At 39.4% G+C, this 18,145-nt stretch carries 16 protein-coding genes; 3 read left to right on the top strand and 13 right to left on the bottom strand.

What is annotated here, in order from left to right; genetic code table 11:
- Window positions 1-203: 203 nt before the first annotated feature.
- The 3 genes from ACX9YW_RS05260 to ACX9YW_RS05250 form a co-directional block, all read right to left on the bottom strand.
- Entirely contained in the window at window positions 204-911 is a 708-nt protein-coding gene (locus ACX9YW_RS05260) for a glucosaminidase domain-containing protein (protein ID WP_460342873.1), read from the bottom strand.
- A gap of 136 nt (window positions 912-1,047) precedes the next feature.
- Complete coding sequence (locus ACX9YW_RS05255) at window positions 1,048-2,325, bottom strand: DUF5667 domain-containing protein (RefSeq protein ID WP_460342870.1); 1,278 nt, start codon at window positions 2,323-2,325, stop codon at window positions 1,048-1,050.
- Between the two features lie 275 nt (window positions 2,326-2,600).
- Complete coding sequence (locus ACX9YW_RS05250) at window positions 2,601-3,665, bottom strand: substrate-binding domain-containing protein (RefSeq protein ID WP_460342867.1); 1,065 nt, start codon at window positions 3,663-3,665, stop codon at window positions 2,601-2,603.
- A 199-nt stretch (window positions 3,666-3,864) separates the two neighbouring features.
- Here ACX9YW_RS05250 and ACX9YW_RS05245 point away from each other — a divergent pair, with 199 nt between their 5' ends.
- From ACX9YW_RS05245 to ACX9YW_RS05235, 3 genes are all read left to right on the top strand, one after another.
- Window positions 3,865-4,557 carry an ABC transporter permease gene (locus ACX9YW_RS05245; RefSeq protein ID WP_460342864.1) on the top strand — a complete coding sequence of 231 codons (693 nt, stop codon included), beginning with the start codon at window positions 3,865-3,867 and terminating at the stop codon, window positions 4,555-4,557.
- Window positions 4,554-5,273, top strand: a complete 720-nt coding sequence (locus ACX9YW_RS05240) for an ABC transporter ATP-binding protein (RefSeq protein ID WP_460342861.1) — start codon at window positions 4,554-4,556, stop codon at window positions 5,271-5,273. Before ACX9YW_RS05245 ends, ACX9YW_RS05240 begins: the two co-directional genes overlap by 4 nt.
- A gap of 241 nt (window positions 5,274-5,514) precedes the next feature.
- The gene (locus ACX9YW_RS05235; protein WP_460342858.1) at window positions 5,515-6,753 is read left to right on the top strand and encodes a histidine kinase dimerization/phospho-acceptor domain-containing protein; all 1,239 of its coding nucleotides are present in this window, start codon (window positions 5,515-5,517) and stop codon (window positions 6,751-6,753) included.
- A 62-nt stretch (window positions 6,754-6,815) separates the two neighbouring features.
- Here ACX9YW_RS05235 and ACX9YW_RS05230 read toward each other — a convergent pair whose 3' ends face one another.
- The 10 genes from ACX9YW_RS05230 to ACX9YW_RS05185 all read right to left on the bottom strand — a co-directional run bounded on the left by ACX9YW_RS05230 (window position 6,816) and on the right by ACX9YW_RS05185 (window position 18,036).
- A complete protein-coding gene (locus ACX9YW_RS05230; protein ID WP_460342855.1) occupies window positions 6,816-8,024 on the bottom strand; it encodes an MFS transporter in 1,209 nt (402 codons plus the stop codon).
- A 189-nt stretch (window positions 8,025-8,213) separates the two neighbouring features.
- Window positions 8,214-9,455, bottom strand: a complete 1,242-nt coding sequence (locus tag ACX9YW_RS05225; RefSeq protein WP_460342852.1) for an MFS transporter — start codon at window positions 9,453-9,455, stop codon at window positions 8,214-8,216.
- Window positions 9,456-9,561: 106 nt separating this feature from the next.
- Window positions 9,562-10,785, bottom strand: coding sequence for a MerR family transcriptional regulator (locus ACX9YW_RS05220; protein ID WP_460342849.1), 1,224 nt, complete (start codon window positions 10,783-10,785; stop codon window positions 9,562-9,564).
- A gap of 83 nt (window positions 10,786-10,868) precedes the next feature.
- The gene (gene scpC, locus ACX9YW_RS05215; protein ID WP_460342846.1) at window positions 10,869-12,386 is read right to left on the bottom strand and encodes a succinyl-CoA:acetate CoA-transferase ScpC; all 1,518 of its coding nucleotides are present in this window, start codon (window positions 12,384-12,386) and stop codon (window positions 10,869-10,871) included.
- Window positions 12,387-12,514: 128 nt separating this feature from the next.
- The gene (locus ACX9YW_RS05210; RefSeq protein ID WP_460342843.1) at window positions 12,515-13,159 is read right to left on the bottom strand and encodes a LytTR family DNA-binding domain-containing protein; all 645 of its coding nucleotides are present in this window, start codon (window positions 13,157-13,159) and stop codon (window positions 12,515-12,517) included.
- A 77-nt stretch (window positions 13,160-13,236) separates the two neighbouring features.
- Entirely contained in the window at window positions 13,237-14,211 is a 975-nt protein-coding gene (locus ACX9YW_RS05205; protein ID WP_460342840.1) for a proline dehydrogenase family protein, read from the bottom strand.
- Between the two features lie 100 nt (window positions 14,212-14,311).
- On the bottom strand, window positions 14,312-15,088 hold the full coding sequence (locus tag ACX9YW_RS05200; RefSeq protein ID WP_460342833.1) for a TPM domain-containing protein: 777 nt from the start codon (window positions 15,086-15,088) through the stop codon (window positions 14,312-14,314).
- Window positions 15,088-15,666 carry a LemA family protein gene (locus ACX9YW_RS05195; protein ID WP_460342830.1) on the bottom strand — a complete coding sequence of 193 codons (579 nt, stop codon included), beginning with the start codon at window positions 15,664-15,666 and terminating at the stop codon, window positions 15,088-15,090. Before ACX9YW_RS05195 ends, ACX9YW_RS05200 begins: the two co-directional genes overlap by 1 nt.
- A 104-nt stretch (window positions 15,667-15,770) precedes the next feature.
- Window positions 15,771-17,663 (bottom strand): ribosomal protection-like ABC-F family protein, encoded by a 1,893-nt coding sequence (abc-f, locus tag ACX9YW_RS05190; protein ID WP_460342827.1) that lies wholly within the window; start codon window positions 17,661-17,663, stop codon window positions 15,771-15,773.
- Between the two features lie 238 nt (window positions 17,664-17,901).
- The gene (locus ACX9YW_RS05185) at window positions 17,902-18,036 is read right to left on the bottom strand and encodes an RAxF-45 family protein (protein ID WP_460342825.1); all 135 of its coding nucleotides are present in this window, start codon (window positions 18,034-18,036) and stop codon (window positions 17,902-17,904) included.
- Window positions 18,037-18,145 lie beyond the last annotated feature (109 nt).

Below are 18,145 nucleotides of genomic sequence, written 5' to 3'. Positions count from 1 at the left end.
AGCCCATAGGCTAAATGCCGAATTTCCCCTAGTATTGCAAATCTTTGTGCAAACTTCAAAAATTGATTGGGAAAATTGGAAATGGTTCTCTCAGTTATCAACCGAGTTCATCAATTAATCAAGTCAAACTCCAGAAACACCAAATTAACACTCATTATCTCCTCCCAAAAAAAAAAGCGAACAGCACCAAGTCCTGTTCGCAACTACCTGCCATTCAGTTTATTAAACATCCTCATTAAGACTAACCCTTCAGCCCACAGTGGCAACGGTTCGTTGATTTGATTTTTCCAACGCTCATTTGTTAGAAACCCTTGTTCAAACAACCAGTTAATCCCTTCCATTTTCCAAGCATTAGGGTCAACAGGCTCGACTGTAGCCCCCTTTAACTGATTATACATCGTGATAATTCTCTGACCATAAGTGTCATTCACCTGAAAAGCTTCTTCTAAACTTTGATATTTACTCGTATTATACCCAGGATAAGCCCACTTTCCGGCCAAATCCTCCCAGTTTGGTGCACTTCCCCTTACAACTAAATGAAAGCGTGGGTCGACCACTTTTTCTCCGCTAGGTAGCGGCGCTTTTGTAGCGTAGGCATACAAATGTTGAATATGAGCGGTTATTCCTTCAGCAATGGTAGAAAAGAAAGCTCCTTGTCTGCCACCACCTGAAGCGCCGATTCCTGCATAGTTGTTCTGCTCGCTGCGGACATCACCTCCGAAGCGGAACCAATTGGTCTCCAAGATGGATTGGCAAAAGGCTACATCACCACGAACACCATACCTTTGACTAATGGTTAAAAATTGCTCTGCAATCGCGGCATTAAACTCGGGATTTACCCGTTTAACAAATTGAATCATTTGTTGGGAACTTACTTGATTTGTACCCATTATTGGATTTTTAGGTATCACAATTATTAAAGACCTCCTTGTTTCAAAAGTTTATCTCCTACAGGTAAATTATGTTCAATCTAAATATTATGCAACTACGGATTCATTAACTAAACACTAAAAAAGGTCCAATCCCTGCGGATTAGACCTTTTCAAATTAATTATTTTCATCAGATTGATGGTTCTCGGATTTACCTTTGTTTTCTTTAAAAGCTTTTTTAGCTTCTTTCATTTCTTTTTTAGCATGCTCATGCTTTTCTTTGCGCTCTTGTTTTGCTTGTTCATGCTTTTGTTTGCGTTCTTGTTTTGCTTGTTCATGCTTTTCTTTGCGTTCTTGTTTAGCTTGCTCATGTCTTTCTTTACGTTCTTTTTTAGCTTCATGCTTTTGCTTCTTCATTTCTTCTTTGACAGCTTTATGACCGTTCACTTCTTCGACAGCTGGAGCTTCCACAGTTTGTGTTTTTTTAACTGAATCGGTTGTTTTCGTTTCTTCTACTTTTACTTCTGTATTAGTCTCTACCTTAGTTTCAGTTGTAACCTTTGTTGGTTCCTCTTCCACTTTTTCAGAAGCTTCCTTTTTAGCCATTTTAGCTTCGATTTTCGCTATTTTCTTTTCAAGCTTCGCATAGCTTTTTTCGATATTTTTTTGTAAAGCTGCTTTCGCAACTGGATTTTTCACCTTTTCCATCGCTGCCGTTAAGGCAATAATATTTTGAGATAATACTACTTTAACTTCCTCGATTGCTTCTTTATCTTTTTGATTTTCTCCATTAGTAGGGGCTTGTGCGACAGGAACTTCGCTTTGAGTTGGCGTTTCTTGACTAGTAGTAGTCGTATCTTGAGCAGTTGTCCCTTCTACTGTAGTAGTATTTTGTACACCTGCATTTACCTCAGTACCAACAGTCGTATCAGTCGGTGTTGCTGTGTCACCTTGGGCAGGAGTTTGTCCTTCTGTTGTTTCTGATTTATCAGCTACGACTTGATCAGCTGCCTTCATACCCTCAAGTGCTTTACCAATTGTTTCAATCGCTAGATCCTGTTTTCCTTCAGCAAACAAGCTTTCTGCTTCAGCTAAACGCTCAGAAGCAAATTTCGCTAGTAGTTCTGCCTCTTTTACATCATTAACAGTTAAGAAAAGTTTAATTTTCTCGATCATGATTTTCGCAAAATAGAAGAAATCGCCAGGTACTAATGACGGTGCCTTGACTTCGTCCTTTGATTCACTGCTTGTTGTCGTTTCAACGTCGTTAGTTGGTGCTACAACCACTGTTGTAGTATTATTTGTTGTCGATTCAATCGTTTGAACATTATTCTCTACATTTGATTCACTTGCAAACGCTTGAGTGGATGATAAGGTAAATGTTCCGGCTAGAACCATCGCTAATACTGTTTTGGTAACTTTATTGATTTCTTTTTGACTAAGAAATTTTTTCAATTCCATTCACCTCTAGAATAGTATATTAATATTATTTAAGCGGCCGCTGCTTTCAGTAATAGGTTCGTGTACCATACCGCTTTTTTTGAGGGTGTAGCTTGATAATTTCTCTAAGGGAATATTTTTCAACTCAGAAATTGCCTGAATTGAAAAGCAACTATTCCACATAACAAAATAAAAATAAGGGACTGCCAAAAGTCAGTTACATGACTTTTTGAACAGCCCCTCAGGGTAATCCTATATCTTACAATCTCTTTCGGTAGACAGAAAATTAATTAGCGTTTCTCAGCGCTCGGCACAAATAGTGGCTTGCTGTATTTTAGCTTACCGAATTTACCGATGATTTTTTGACCTTCATTACTTACTAAGAATTCAACAAATGCTTTACTTGCATTTGGCTTTTTAGTGCTCTTCACGCGAATGACACCATAAGGATTTAATAAATCCTTTTGACCGGAAACTAGGTTCACTAATCCTGTCTTATTTGTTAAGAATGTTGCTTCGTCCGTAAGGGTATAGCCGCCTAGTTCGTCCGCCATTCTTAACGTGTCACCCATACCAAGTCCAGCTTTTTTATACCATTTCCCTTCTGGAGTAAGGTTAGCATTTTTCCATAAGCTAAGTTCTTTTTTATGTGTGCCGGAATCATCGCCACGAGAGATGAAGGTGGCTTCCTTAGTAATAATCTTTTTAAGCGCTTCCTCAACTGTTTTGGCATTTTTGATGCCTGCTGGGTCATCTTTTGGACCAACTAGTAAAAATTGGTTGTACATCACACTGTGTGCTAAATCTCCGTATTTATCCTCGACGAACTTATCTTCACTCTTACGGTCATGGACAAGAATGACATCAGCGTCGCCTTGCTCACCCATTTTAATGGCTTGGCCAGTTCCAACGGCAATAACTTTAACGTCCACATCGTATTTGGCTTCAAAAACGGGGATCAATGTATCTAATAATCCGGAATCTTGTGTACTTGTCGTTGTTGCAAGAATAATCGATTTTTCTAGTTTTGGTTTTGTTGCTGTTTTAGTAGGTGCATTTTTCGTGTATTTTGGGTTTACATAACCATATTTACTACCCCATTGTACTTTTAACCAAGAATTTTTAGTCCCTACTACCGATAACTCCGTGCCCTTTTTAGCAACTCCCATTACCTTATAGGTAGAACCTGGACCTGTTCGCACATTTAAATTAATAGTAGAGTTGACTTTTTTGATAACCTTTACAGATGTGGTGCTTGTGGCTGCGCTAGCTTGAGCTGTAAAAGATGACATGCTCGATGTAAAAATTAGAAGCACAGCTGCTAGAATCGTAAATAGTATTTTTCTAAGTTTCACCGATATCCCTCGCTTTTTTAGTTTGATAATTTAAAGGTAAGGGATAAAACATATTTTGTAAATCTAGTTTCGTTAAGTTTTGTTAAGTTTTGTTTGTTTTGTGTCGTTTTTATGGCCTTTTATCATTTCTATTGTGTTAATCTATAAATAATTATACGATTATTTTACTGTACTGTTTATGAATGTGGAGGACTATGGGATGAAAGAGTGGATTTCTTTATTTAAGGAAGATGTCATTCTCCAAATAATCGGCCTATCGCTACAGGTTTCTGTTACAGCTTTACTTATCGGCGGAATCATCGGGATTTTGTTCGGAACAATCTTAGGGATTTACTCCTTCAAAGGGAAAAATGTGATTCTATCCGTTGTTTATACATTAATGGGGGTGCCTCCGGTGTTAATTGGAGTCATCGTTTACATGCTTTTATCCAGAAAAGGAATTTTAGGCTTTGCTGAGCTGTTATTTACACCTTCCGCGATGATTATGGCACAAATTATTCTCGTCACACCGATTGTGATTGGGTTAACCTATTCGGCGATTTCCGCTAATGTAAGTAAATTTTCCACTACAGCACTAACACTGGGAGCAAATTCCTTTCAATTATGGAAGGTGCTGTTGCGCCAATCTAGCCGCGGGATTATCACAGCTTGTTTGACAGCGTTCGGCCGGGCGATTTCTGAGGTTGGTGCGGTCATGCTAGTTGGCGGTAATATTGAGGGAGAAACTAGAGTAATGACAACAGCGATTATTTTAGAAACAAGACAAGGCAACTTCGACATCGCTTTAGCCTTGGGGCTCGTCTTATTATTGATCAGTTTTATCATCAACTTCTTTATTCTATGGCGATTTATGCTCAAGAAGACTCCTAACCAGGAGGTTATACCCCTATGAAAAATACCGTCGTGATTGACAACTTGCTCGTTAAAACCAAAACGAAAACACTACTTAAGCTAGATTCATTGGCGATTGAATCAGGTAAACGATATGTCCTAATTGGGCCAAGTGGCGCAGGAAAAAGCACGTTGTTAAAATCCATTGCCACGCTTCAAGCAATTAGTGCAGGCGAAGTAAAATTATTCGAAGAGAAGATTAGGAAAAAAAATCTACTCTCATTGCGTAAAAGGATGGTCTATGTCGCTCAGCATGAGGTGCTGTTTCAAGGGGATGTCGAATATAATGTCGGCCTCGGATTACAGTTCCGCAAAATGCCAAAAGCAGAACGGCAATCAAAAATATCCAGCATATTAGCCTTACTAGGTCTAGAAGACTATGAAAAAAGAAATGTTGAATCTTTATCAGGTGGGGAGATCCAACGCGTAGCTCTAGCTAGAGGACTTGTTTTAGAGCCGGATTTGTTGCTGTTGGATGAACCCACCGCCAACCTTGACCCATTTAATGTTCAAATGATAGAAAAGGCAATTATTCATTACTGTGAACAAAACGGCGCCACGCTCATGTTAGCCACTCACAACATGAACCAAGCCAAACGAATCGGCCAACATGGCCTCTTCATTCAACAAGGAGAACTAGCAGAATCCGGACCATTACCCGAACTAATCAACAACCCAACCACCAAACAACTCCAAGACTTCCTAGAATGGGCCTAACAAATACACTTTAGCACTTTAAAGCATGTATATTTTTTTAAAAACACTAAAGCAAATTGGTACTTTAGTGTTTTTAAAAAAACTCGGGGACTGTCCCCACATGCTTTAAAGTGCTAAAGTATTTTTTTGTTTCGGCGTTCGAGGTAGTTTGAAGGATTTTTATGATTTTTGGTGAATTATTATTTACTAGGAAGAAATAACTATCTTATTTGTTGGTTTGAATTGAAGGGGCCGTTTTCAGATGACGATTGTCACGAACCTATTACTAAACCTATTAATTATTCTTATCTCTCTAATGGGGAATCAATTCTGGGTTGAAAGTAAGCCACAAAACCGTTTTGTACAGAGATACTCTCTATTGATTACTTCAGCGATAGCTATTTTCTTTTGTATGACTTTTACCTTTTATGAGCAAAGGGGTATTCATTTTGATTTAAGAAGGATACCGTTCTGGTTTGGTTGTATATATGGAAGTACATCGATTGGATTTATTTTAACCGGGTTTACGATTTTGGTACGTTTCCTGCAAGGTGGGGAAGGTGCCATTACTTCAAGTTTAAACTTGGTTTTTTTATTCCTATTTATTCTATCGATAAAATCCTTTTATTTTCGCCAAGCCACCTTAATAAAGGTATTTATAGCTACGGGCACCAATATTCTATTTTCCCTAATGGTACTATACACATTTTCGGAGATTAAAGGGCTCAATCTCCGTCACGTAACTTGGATTGAATATACGGTTATTAATGCACTTGGAATGATTTTAGTAAGTTATTTTATTGAACTGATTCGAAGGAATTACCAGCTGCGCCAAAAAATTGTCCATGCAGACAAGCTCGAAGTGATGAGTCACTTAGCAGCATCCGTCAATCACGAGATTAAAAATCCTCTCACCACTGTAAGAGGACTCGTACAACTATTTAAAGAGGATTCCCATTCTCAAGATGTGCATAAACAGGAATTATACCAACTGGCTCTAAATGAAATAGACAAAGTTGAGAGTGTGATAACGGACTATCTTACTTTTGCAAAACCATATCCAAATAAAATTGAAAAAATTAATTTAGCCAATATCATCAATCAATCTGTTTCCATCATTAGTCCATTTGCCCATCAAAAAAAGACTTTGATTCAATTAGATGAAATCCCGGAACATTTTCTTCAGGGGGACAAAAATCTGTTAGTTCAAGCCTTTGTCAATATGCTACGGAACAGTATCGAATCGATGAATGAAGGTGGAATGATTTCTATTACGAGCTTTATAGGTAAGGATAAAATTCAAATTCATCTGATGAATGAAGGAACTAAACTGAATAACGAAAAACAACTAGGTATGGGTGAACCATTCTTTATTAACAACACCGATGGCACGGGGCTAGAATTAATGGTTGTCTATCGAATCATCGAAGGAATGAAAGGTGAAATCGATATACGCTATATAAGCAACCAGACTGAGATTATCATATTTTTTCCGCTATAACCCTAATGCCAAATGACAGAAAAACGCCTCCCTCAAACAGGGAGGCGTTTTTCTGTCATATTCTATTTTCCGGTTGCCACTTCCCTTTTCAATGTATGTTTAAACTCCCTTGCATTCAAACGAACGGTTGTCATCGCAGCTAACAACAGGGCCCCCGTTACTGCAAACACGACATGGATTGAGAAGATTCCACCAAGGAATCCACCAATTATTGGACCAATCATTCCGCCAATTTGATTAGCCGTTTGATTTAAGCTAAACGCCCGACCACGGAAATCCTCAGGCGTGGACTTCACTACTAGACCATTAAGCGCCGGGAACACCGCACAAAAGAAGATTCCGTACACGAACCGGATCAACGAGAATCCCCAAATTTGTGAGACGAGGATTTGCGCCAACATTCCAAGTCCTCCACCAAGCAGTCCAATAAATAATACTCGTTGAAATCCAACCTTATCTGCCCATTTCCCCCACCTTGGTGCAAATATCACACTTGCAATCCCCGGAAGTGAAATCACGACACCCGTTAACATGGATTGATAAGTTGAACCACTACTTAAATCAGCTATATACAATGGGAGCAGTGGATCCACTGTCATTATTGCACAACTTGCTACGAGTGTTAAAACGACAACTAATATAAATGGGCGATTATTTATGGCCACTTTAAAATCGTTAATAATCGAGCCCTTAACCTTACTAGGTTTAAAATTCTCCTCTTTTACCCAGAAGATGATCAAGAAGGTTGCTAAACCTACAATTATTCCTCCCGTACCAAACGCCCAACGGTTTCCAGCTAACTCAGCAATCGCTCCCCCGATTAGTGGCCCAATAATCATACCCGATGCGGAAGCCGAAGAGATCAACGAAAGGGCATAGCCGACTTTTTCGCTAGGCGTATTCGTCCCAATCAAAGCAATCGCCCCTGGAATAAACCCACTTAGTAAGCCTTGTAAAATCCGCAGCGCCAAGATTTGTCCCGGACTTGTCACGAAAGCCATTAACGTATAGATGACAAACAGTGCAAAGCCAGCTCGGACGATCATCGGCTTTCGACCATATTTGTCGGCAAGATTCCCCCAAAACGGTGTCGCAATCGCCCCGGCAAAAAACGCTGAACTAAAAATCAAACCTGACCACATTTCCGTGTGTTCATGCACACCAATTTGTAATAGAAAGATTGGTAAAAACGGAATCACCATGGAAAAACTTGCGGCCGTGAAAAACACACCAATCCAAAGCACCCACAAATTAATTTTCCATCTTGGCATACGAATTCATCTCCTGAGCAAGTGAAATTAACTAATTTTTTAAATATTCATGATTTAATAAAGCCATCATACCATAAACAATAAATATTTTCACTCCCGAAATATTCGACTTATGAAATAAATGATTTCCGAAAAACAAAATGGGAAAAAGGAGTGGTTTCAAAACCACTCCTCCGATTCAGTCCGCACCTACACGACTGCTGTTTCCGAAATTTCAATATTAGCCCTTTTAGTGGAGTACATATGAATGAGAAAAAATAACACCCCTCCTGCAATCGGCATTATATAGGCTGGCAACCATTTTAACAAAAGGCCGGAAAACACCATTGCCAGCGGCAGCATCGTTTTTCCGATACTAATACCAATGCTGAGTACACGACCACGATAATCCTCGGGGATTTCCTTTTGCAAATAATAAGCGATGGGAATATCAATTAACGCGATAACGATGCCATAACACAGCATCAAGACACTGAAAAAAACAACATAAAAGGCTTTTTCAAATCCACCTATCAAAACAGGCAGTCCGAATACCACCATCAACATTGACAAAATATAGGAAATTCTTTTCAAAAGTACTGAATAAGCCATCTTTTCCGTCATTCTCTTAACCACTAAGGCCCCGAAAATCATGCCAGCCGGAAAAAAACTTTGGATCAATCCGTATTGCTTCGTACTTAACTCCAAAACATTATTAACGATATAAGGTAATGGGATTGTCACCGAAAAACCAATAAAGAAATTAAGTGAAATTAAGATTGAATATATACTCTTCAGACTGTCACGCTCCATAATATAGCGAAACCCTTCCTTCATATCTTGGAAAAAATGAATTTTCGCCGCATCCTTTAGTAGGTCTAGGCGATTAATCTGAATAAACAGCAGCGAGCAGCCTGATAAAATAAACCCAACACCATTCCAAACAATAAAGGTCCGAATATCGAATAGCGCAAAGGCAACGCCACCAATCATTGGCCCCATAATCAATGAAACGGAATCGATAATTTTACTAATGGAATTCAAATTCATCAGCCGTTTTGCTGAAACAATATTAGGTTTGGCGGACTCCATCGCCACTCCAAAAAAGGTGGCACATAAGGTTAATAAAAATGTCGTACAATAAATCAACCAGAGCGATAGACCATATTCCCGACTAAGAAAATAAACAGCCACAAGCAGCACTCCACTTAAAAAGTCCATTCCCACGACAAGCTTCTTCTTATTGACTTTATCGGCAATCACCCCTGCAAATGGATTGATTAAAATCATCGGCAAAATCCCTAATAGTAAAGTCACGGCAAAACTTAATGCTGAACCGGTTATTTTTAATACATATAAGCCGACAGCAAAGTTATACATAGACGCTCCAAATACCGACACTGTTTTCCCTGCCGAATATAGAAGCAAATTTCGAAATTCATTATTTTTCATCGTCATCCTCCTTATTACTTCATACCCAAAGTGTATGGCAGAGGGTTAACCCTATCACAATAGGAGGTTTGTCGATTTTTTGAAGCAAAATGAAAAAAAGCTGGGGTTAACCCAACCTTTTTCCAAAAAACGCATATGTATAAACTTCTTCTCCCTCAACAAAAAAATCCTCAAATTGGCCACCTTTCTGAACAGGAGAAGTTTTCGTTTCTTCGATCACCGTGTAGCCAAGTTTCATAATATTTTCCTTGATTTTCGAATCAGTGAAATTCTTTCGCAACGGGATTTCTATCTTCCCCTTCGGACTAAATTTATGGAATACAATAAACGAAGCCAATAAATATCCAACGGGTTTTAATAAAGCATCCACTTCACTTAGCAAAAATTCTTCATGCTCAAAACTATAGTTGCTAGTTCCCGCGATATCTAGTAGTATATCAACGGTCTGATCCTTTATTGGAATTTTCTTAAAGTCTGTACAAATAAACAGAACATTTCGCTTCATCCCAGTTCGTTCAAGTAAATGTTTAAGGAACTGGTGTCTTTTCAGATTATGATCAACGGCAATATATAGGCAATCCTCCGGTAATTGCCGAAAAATGGTTCGCAAGAAAAATCCAGCTCCCGATCCCAATTCCAACATTACCTTCTGATGCAAGTTCAACTCTGCCATTTTGCGACTCCCTCGTTGCAAGCCTTTATGGAGATTATCTAGATAAGAGGAATCGGTTGCCTGAATATAATTCCCAATATTTTCAGCCGATAGATGATTAGTGTTTGTTTCGTGCGGTGTTCCCACGATCAAGATACCGGAATCTACGACATATTCTTCCCCACAGACACAGGTAAGTCTTCCTTCCATTAATTGATTCCGGTGAATTCTTCCATCTTCTAGATCGAGTTCACCACCACAATTTAGGCATTTCAATAAATCCAATGCCTTCATATTCAGTCCTGACACGACATTCTCAGCAGAAGATTCCACTGCTAATTCTTCTAATTTCATGGATAGTTTGTTTTTCATTTCCACTAAAGCAGCGATTTCTTCATCAAGTTTCTGATATTTCTCATTGAATATCGATTGGTAGTAGGTATTTTCCTCGTAAGCCTCGAGGTTTCCAATATTTCGGTAAAGCAGTATCGTTTTAATTTCTTGCAGTGAAAAGCCCATTGCTTTCAATTCTAATACAAGGTCTAAATCCATTTGGCAGCGATCATCGAAATCATATTGACCACCCTTTTTTTCAGGTACAACTAGCCCAAGGTCCATATAGTGCCTGATGGTATCAACACTTAGTTGATTTTGATTTGCAAATTTACCAATTCGCATGAAAATCACCAGTTTCTTTCGTTCTAATTAGCCTAATTATACCCTATTTATCCTCGAGAATTAGAACAAAAGAAGATTGCCATTTATACAGTCGCTAATTCCTTTTCCAACATCGTGCCATTTTTAGCAAAATTAATATGCCATGATAATGCTTTTTCTAAAACATGTGGTGTTTGTCCTCCTCTTACCAGAGCTTCCTGATAATAGTTGCGAAGCTGTTCCTTATAAGTTGGATGAGCGCAATTTTCAATAATTAGTTCTACTCGTTCACGGGGAGCTAATCCGCGCAAGTCCGCATAGCCCTGCTCTGTCACAATTACGTCAACATCGTGCTCGGTGTGATCAACATGGGAAACAAACGGAACAATACTCGAAATATTTCCGCCTTTGGCAATCGATTTGGTAACAAAAATAGCAAGCCGTGCATTACGAGCAAAATCCCCTGAACCGCCTATTCCGTTCATCATTTTTGTCCCTAACACATGGGTTGAATTGACATTCCCGTAGATGTCTAATTCCAAGGCAGTATTAATCGAGATTAGCCCTAAGCGTCGAATAATTTCTGGATGATTCGATAGCTCCTGCGGCCTCATGATTAATTTGTCTCGGTATTGATCAAAATTGGCAAAAACCTGTGCCATCTTCTTTTCAGAAAGGGTGATTGAACAACAAGAAGCAAATTGAACTTTACCCTCATCCATCAAATCAAAAACGGCATCCTGGAGCACCTCGGAATAGACTTCCAAATCCTTAAACTCTGATTCTAGCATTCCATGGAGAACGGCATTAGCAACCGAACCAATTCCCGATTGTAGCGGCGCTAATTTTTCCGTTAGGCGGCCACTCTTTACTTCAGTGCGTAAAAATTCGATTAAATGCCCCGCCATCATCACAGTCTCTTCATCCGGAGGGACGATAGTGGAAGGGGAGTCTAATTGGTCGGTGAACACAATTCCTCTGACTTTATTGATATCAACCGGAATGCCAATTGTACCAATTCGGTCATTTGGTTTCGATAAAGGGATTGGTCCTCTTTCTCCCTGTTTCCCTGGCTCATATAAATCATGCAAGCCTTCAAGCTGCGGAGATTGTGCCATATTAATTTCGATTATGATTGTCTTTGCATTTAAAGCAAAGGCTAGTGAGTTTCCGATGGATGTTGTCGGAATGACCAATCCATCCTCGGTTATTGCAACCGCTTCCAAAATTGCAATATCAATAGGCATCACATCTGCACGAATCAGCTCTGCCGTATGAGACAAGTGCTGATCAACAAATAAAAAATCGCCTTGGTTAATTCCTTTTCGCATCGTTGGGTCAGCTTGAAATGGCAATCTTTTATTCAAAATGCCAGCTTCAGCAAATAATTTATCAACATCTGAACCTAGTGAGGCACCTGTATAAACATTGACTTTCAAATCTTCTCCTGTTTCTTTGACCCGATTGACTAGGGCAAACGGTACCGCCTTAACATCTCCTGCACGGGTAAAACCACTTAATCCTAGGGTCATTCCATTCCTGATCCATGATGCTGCTTGTTCAGGAGTGACAACACGGTCTTGTAAACGCAGGTCCCTAATCCGCTCCATTCCTTTTCTCATCAAAATCCCCTCACTTTTTATAAATATAGAAATATTTTAACTATTTAAAGCATGGCGATAGGATTTTTTGGATTAGGTTATGAATAATTCGGATAAAACAGCAAATTCAGACGTTAAAGCAGAAAAGATTAGAATCCTAAAAGTTTTCGAAAATAGCTTGAATAGGATTGGCTCACTGGCACTCGTTGACCGTTATCCATTGACAAAACAAACGTTGAATGGGTGTCAGGATAGATCATTTCAATATGATTGACATTTACAATATAAGAACGGTGACACCTGATAAAATTATCCTTTGGCAACAAATACTCAAATTCCTGCAGCGCGTGTTTATGGGTTCCAGACAAACTTTCCCCATAAACATAGGTCTTTTTATCCTTTGCTTCCAAATAAACAACCTCGGAAAAAGGCATTGGAATCCATCCATCTGTTGCTTTTACGGTCACAACAGATTTTCCTTCTGTTAATGCCGGATAAATAGCTGTTACACAGCCCTCTATTAGTCCATTATGGTAAAATGGCACGGCCATCCCATGATAAGGAACGCCAAAAATATCACGATGAATGAACTCCGATACCTTTGACTGCATATTTAAGGCTTTGAAGGCTATCGTCCCTTCCTTAATGGGGTCTCCCGAACTGATTTTCAAATCAATTCGCTTACTTGGCCGATAATAGATATATTCTTTCGTGTTCGAAACGGCTATAGATATCTCGTCGGAAAATAATTCCCCAATTACATCTAACAGTGAGCTAAGGGAAATGCTGTTCATTTCATTCATCACCTCTAATCAAACGTTTGATTGAAAAAGGGAATGGCGCTAACAGGCACCATTCCCGATTATCTTTATTATTTTTTCTTTGTTAATCTACCTAGTATAAACGCCCCTGCAGCTAAGCCAATGACTGTGTTCGTTTTTTTGTTAAACACTTGTTTCGCGACAAGATTTAGGTTTTGCGGTCTTTCTGCAAGTCGGCGCATGAAGTAGCCATACCAGTCATTTCCGAATGGAACATAGGTACAGAAATTGTAGCCTTCGCTAGCCAGTTTCAATTGCATATCTTTTCTAAAACCATAAAGCATTTGGAACTCGTACTTATCATTTGGAATGTCATGCTTTTTTACAAACGCTTTCACATGATTGATAATATTATGGTCGTGAGTTGCGATTGATGTAAACTTCCCATTTAATAAATGCCACTCGATAAGTTTAATAAAATTGGCATCAATATCTTTCTTATCTTGATAAGCCAACTCAGCGGGCTCTTTATAGGCACCCTTTACAATACGAAGACGGAAATCCTTATATTTTTCAATGTCCTCTTGAGCGCGGAAGAAATATGCTTGAATAACCGTTCCGACATTATCATATTCTTTTGCAAGCTCGTCCAGAATAGCAAAGGAAGGGTCAAGATGACCGTGATCCTCCATGTCAAAGTTCACAAAAATTTCATATTGATTTGCTCTGTCAACAATTTCTCTTAAGTTTTCTAAACAAAATTGAAAATCGATATCTAATCCTAACTGTGTAGGCTTTAATGAAATATGGGCATCCACTTTATGTTCATGAATGGCTTCAATCACAGCAAGGATGTTTTCTTTTGCTTCTGTCGCTTCTTCTCTTTTAAAAACAAATTCCCCTAAATTATCGACAGTACAAGAAATTCCATGAGAATTAAGGTCTTTAATGCTTTTGATTGTTTCTTCAATATTTGTTCCCGCTACGACGCTTTGCGCTCCCATTTTTAAGCCATACTTCTTAGCAGCACTATTCAGAAATTGGTTTTGGGAAAGGCCAATAAACAAATCTTTTAAAATAGACATAGCGATTACCCCTTAATGGTTAGTTTAGTCAGAGTAAATTATATCATAAACTTTCAAAAAATTAGTTTGTCAAAATTGTTTTTATTTTCACTCGTTTCTTCTACCAACCTCTGCCAGCGCCACCGCCACCGGAGGAGCCACCACCACCACCACGATAGCCGCCACCTCCTCCTCCGCCTCTACCGCCACCTCTCATAAGGATGGATAAAAGCATTTGCGTGAGGAATCCACCAAAAAATTTAAAATCAAGAAAAAGCAATACTACCACTAGTATGATAATCAGCCAGGCAGGGATACCATCACCTTGGTCGGTAGATACTGGGTGTTCATCTAGTGGTGCTTGGCTTGGATTTAGTTGTTCATCCTCTAAACCGTACTCGCTTAAAACTTCATTCGTAAGCACTTTATAGGTTTCTACTATAGCTTGGTCTGGTTGTTGATTTTTCAAATAGGGAACGGTATATTGATCAAGAATTCGCCCGACTTTTCCGTCAGGTATTCTTCCCTCTAAGCCGTATCCCACCTCTATCCATGCTTGATGGTCATCCATCGCTAATACAAGGAGAACCCCGTTATTTTCTGTCTTGTTTCCAATCCCGTATTGACGAAACGCTTCGTTTGCATATTCCTGAATCGTTCGATCTCCTGTTGTACCAACGGTTAATACAGCAATTTGCGCAGTTGTTTTGTCCTCAAGTGCCCTGCCAATTCCTCTTAGCTCATTTACTTCACTTACGTCTAAAACTCGGGCAAAATCTTGTACATAGATGTCACCAACAGGAGTTGGAACAGGTAAATCCTTGGCAAACGTATTTCCCCCATATAGAAAACAGGTGAAAAACGCCAGTAGAAAGCAGAATGCCCGATTCGCTTTCATCACCCGTTTCCTCCAAAATCAACTTCTGGAGCTTCTGCTGCTCGAGGATCGGCTTTAAAATATTGTTTCTCATCAAATCCAGTGATATTAGCCATAATCGCTCCAGGGAATTGCTTTACTTTTTTGTTATACACAGCCACTTGGTCATTGTAATCTTTCCTCGCAACGGAAATGCGGTTTTCCGTCCCGGCAAGTTCATCCATCAGTTGGGTGAACTGCTGATCAGCTTTCAGGTTAGGATAATTTTCCACAACGACTAGTAAGCGGCTTAAAGCACCTGAAAGTTCTTCATTAGCTGTCGCCTCTTCTTCCACCGTTCTAGCACCGGCTAATCTTGCACGTGCATCGGAAATAGATGCAATGACTTCCTTTTCATGGGCGGCATACCCTTTTACCGTATTAACTAGGTTCGGTACTAAATCCAGTCTCCTTTGGAGCTGATTTTCGATTTGGGCATATGACTGATTAACATTTTCCTCTAAATTAACAAAACCATTATAACTAGACGCCAACATCCCACCAAAAATAACAAGAATAACGACCACAATACCAAATCCAACTAATCCTTTTCTCAACATAACCCCTCCTTTAGCTGTAGTATACTACAAATAGGTGTAAATATGGTGCCTGTCACCAACCTCCTTATTTTTTCCATATTAGATTGAATTTCTCGCTGTTTCGTTTAAATTAATTTCTCCAACTGTTCATACATTTTTTCACGTTCTGTGTCTAGCTTTTGTTTTTCTGCAAAAATCTCTTGTAGCCTTTGTAAATCGGTTTCCTGAGTTAATTCAACTTCTAGCTGGGCTAACTGTTCTTCAATATGCTCTAAAGTCATTTCCAGTTCATCAATTAGTTTTTGACTGCATTGTCCTTGTGGCAAGGTCTTAATTGTCTCTTTCTTAGCCTTCACCGTAGGCATTTCTTTTTCGAAATCTAACCTTGCATTTTGCTCCTCAAGCTTCTTTTTTGCCCAGGAGTAGTTGCCGTCAAAATAGTGGAGCCTTTGATTATCAAGCCAGTACGTTTTTGGGAAAAGCTTATTTAAGAAATATCGGTCATGGGATACCGCCAAAATCGTCCCCTTGAAATCCTCTAATGCATCCTCTAACACTTCGCGCGAATCTATGTCCAAATGGTTTGTCGGCTCATCTAGCACAAGGAAATTAAGATCCTGATGCATTAATTGTGCTAATCGGAGCCTCATTTTTTCACCGCCGCTTAACTGACCAACCTTGCGGAAGACATTAGGCCCATAGAACATAAATTTCGCTAGTATATGACGTGCTTCACCTTCTGCTAAATGAACCTCGTCTCGAAAGGCATCAATCAGCCTCCTGTTCGGGTCAGAAAATGTAAAGTGCTGCGATAGGTAGCCGATTTTAACATTACTCCCCAGTTTAACTCCTCCTGCATCCGGTTTCACTTCAGCGAGGATCATCTTAATAATCGTCGATTTTCCAGCCCCGTTTGGACCGACAATCGCCGTTCGATCCAAATATTGTACGAGCAGGTTGGCTTCGTTAAACAGCCTTTTCTCTCCATATGCTTTTGAAACATTTTCTAATGTAAAAACATCCTTGCCACTGCGCTCAGTTTTTTCAAATTCTAAGCCCATTTGCTTTCGCTCCAGAACTGGACGTTTTAGCATTTCCATCCGCTGTAAGGCGCGCTCCATATTACGAGCCCGTTTATGAAGCCCTTCATTCGGTGGGTTCGCCTGATTAGCCCATTCCCTAAGTCGCTTTATGGCTTCCTTCATCTTTTTGATTTTCTTTTGCTGTTCCTGATAGGCTTGGAACTCTTGGAGCAGACGTTCTTCTTTCTCCTTTACAAAACCCGAATAATTGGTGTGATAAACCGTTAGTTCACCATCTTCTAAGTCATATACTTTAGTCACAACATGATCTAAGAAATAGCGATCATGCGAAATACACACTACCGTTCCTTCGTATTCTTTTAAAAATTCTTCAAGCCACTCGACCGCAGTTATATCGAGGTGATTCGTCGGTTCGTCTAAGAGTAGCAGCTCAGGCTGCTGAAGAAGGATGAGCCCTAGGCAAATTTTTGTTTGTTCGCCACCACTTAATCTGTTGAATGGCTTCGTTAGCAAGTCCCCGATAGACACCCCATTTACCACCTTGGCAATATTGGCTTCCACTTCATAGCCTCCTGAAAGGGTAAAGAGATCCTGTAGGCGGCCATATTCTTGAAGGTCCTTGGCTAATTGGTTTTCATCAATTGTTATGGCCATACTTTCTTCTAGTTCTCGAAGGCGATGGCTTATTTTGTAAAGCTCAGTAAAAGCCGATTGAAGGACATCCTGACCTGTGGTTCCCTCTGGATATTGCGGGATTTGCGCCAAATAGCCAGCCTTTGCTCCTTTTTTCAGATGAATTTGCCCAGTATCAGGTGCTTCCACATTTGCTAACAATTTAAAAATTGTCGTTTTTCCACTGCCATTCCGACCTACAAGGCCAATACGGTCTTTTTCTTGAATTTCCAGCGATAAATTTTCAAAAATGATATTGCCACCGAACATCTTGGTTAATTGTTGAACACTACATAAAATCATATTCCTCTTCCTTCCGATTCATTAGTTTTCAGTAAGAGGCAAAAAATAAAAAAGCCATGGAAGAGTAGACGCCTTCCATGGCTTATCGATAACATCATTGCGCTTTAGCAAAAAAGATAGATATCCCCTGTTCAAGGCAGGATCTTTCTATGGGATGCAAAAGCAAGCTAACAAAAAAAGAGCTAAATAGCTCTCATTTTGCCACCGATTTATTCATCGAGTTAGGAATTGAGACCTCTTACTGTTGGTTTTTCATATTCATTTGGCTAAAAAAGGGCAGACTGGTCCCGTTATTAACCACATCATGAAAAATTGCACGACAAATATAGATAAACTCTAAATATTGTCCTTGCAAACCAACAGATCGACTCATCTCAATTCCACCTCCTTAAAAATTTCAAAATTGTTATTATTCATTATATGACCAAACCAGAAAAATGACAACCATCACTTTAGCGCTTTAGTGTTTTAATAACCTAGGG

The organism is Pseudoneobacillus rhizolycopersici (assembly GCF_054786815.1).
Note: the sequence above shows the minus strand (reverse complement) of the source record. Positions and strands in the feature narration are given on the sequence as shown.

Bases quoted from the DNA above. Each gene is read 5' to 3' on its own strand.
- ACX9YW_RS05245 (WP_460342864.1), top strand. From the start codon at position 3,865: ATGAAAGAGTGGATTTCTTTATTTAAGGAAGATGTCATTCTCCAAATA.
- ACX9YW_RS05240 (WP_460342861.1), top strand. From the start codon at position 4,554: ATGAAAAATACCGTCGTGATTGACAACTTGCTCGTTAAAACCAAAACG.
- ACX9YW_RS05235 (WP_460342858.1), top strand. From the start codon at position 5,515: ATGACGATTGTCACGAACCTATTACTAAACCTATTAATTATTCTTATC.
- ACX9YW_RS05230 (WP_460342855.1), bottom strand. From the start codon at position 8,024: ATGCCAAGATGGAAAATTAATTTGTGGGTGCTTTGGATTGGTGTGTTT.
- ACX9YW_RS05225 (WP_460342852.1), bottom strand. From the start codon at position 9,455: ATGAAAAATAATGAATTTCGAAATTTGCTTCTATATTCGGCAGGGAAA.
- ACX9YW_RS05220 (WP_460342849.1), bottom strand. From the start codon at position 10,785: ATGCGAATTGGTAAATTTGCAAATCAAAATCAACTAAGTGTTGATACC.
- scpC (WP_460342846.1), bottom strand. From the start codon at position 12,386: ATGAGAAAAGGAATGGAGCGGATTAGGGACCTGCGTTTACAAGACCGT.
- ACX9YW_RS05210 (WP_460342843.1), bottom strand. From the start codon at position 13,159: ATGAACAGCATTTCCCTTAGCTCACTGTTAGATGTAATTGGGGAATTA.
- ACX9YW_RS05205 (WP_460342840.1), bottom strand. From the start codon at position 14,211: ATGTCTATTTTAAAAGATTTGTTTATTGGCCTTTCCCAAAACCAATTT.
- ACX9YW_RS05200 (WP_460342833.1), bottom strand. From the start codon at position 15,088: ATGAAAGCGAATCGGGCATTCTGCTTTCTACTGGCGTTTTTCACCTGT.
- ACX9YW_RS05195 (WP_460342830.1), bottom strand. From the start codon at position 15,666: ATGTTGAGAAAAGGATTAGTTGGATTTGGTATTGTGGTCGTTATTCTT.
- abc-f (WP_460342827.1), bottom strand. From the start codon at position 17,663: ATGATTTTATGTAGTGTTCAACAATTAACCAAGATGTTCGGTGGCAAT.
- ACX9YW_RS05185 (WP_460342825.1), bottom strand. From the start codon at position 18,036: ATGAGTCGATCTGTTGGTTTGCAAGGACAATATTTAGAGTTTATCTAT.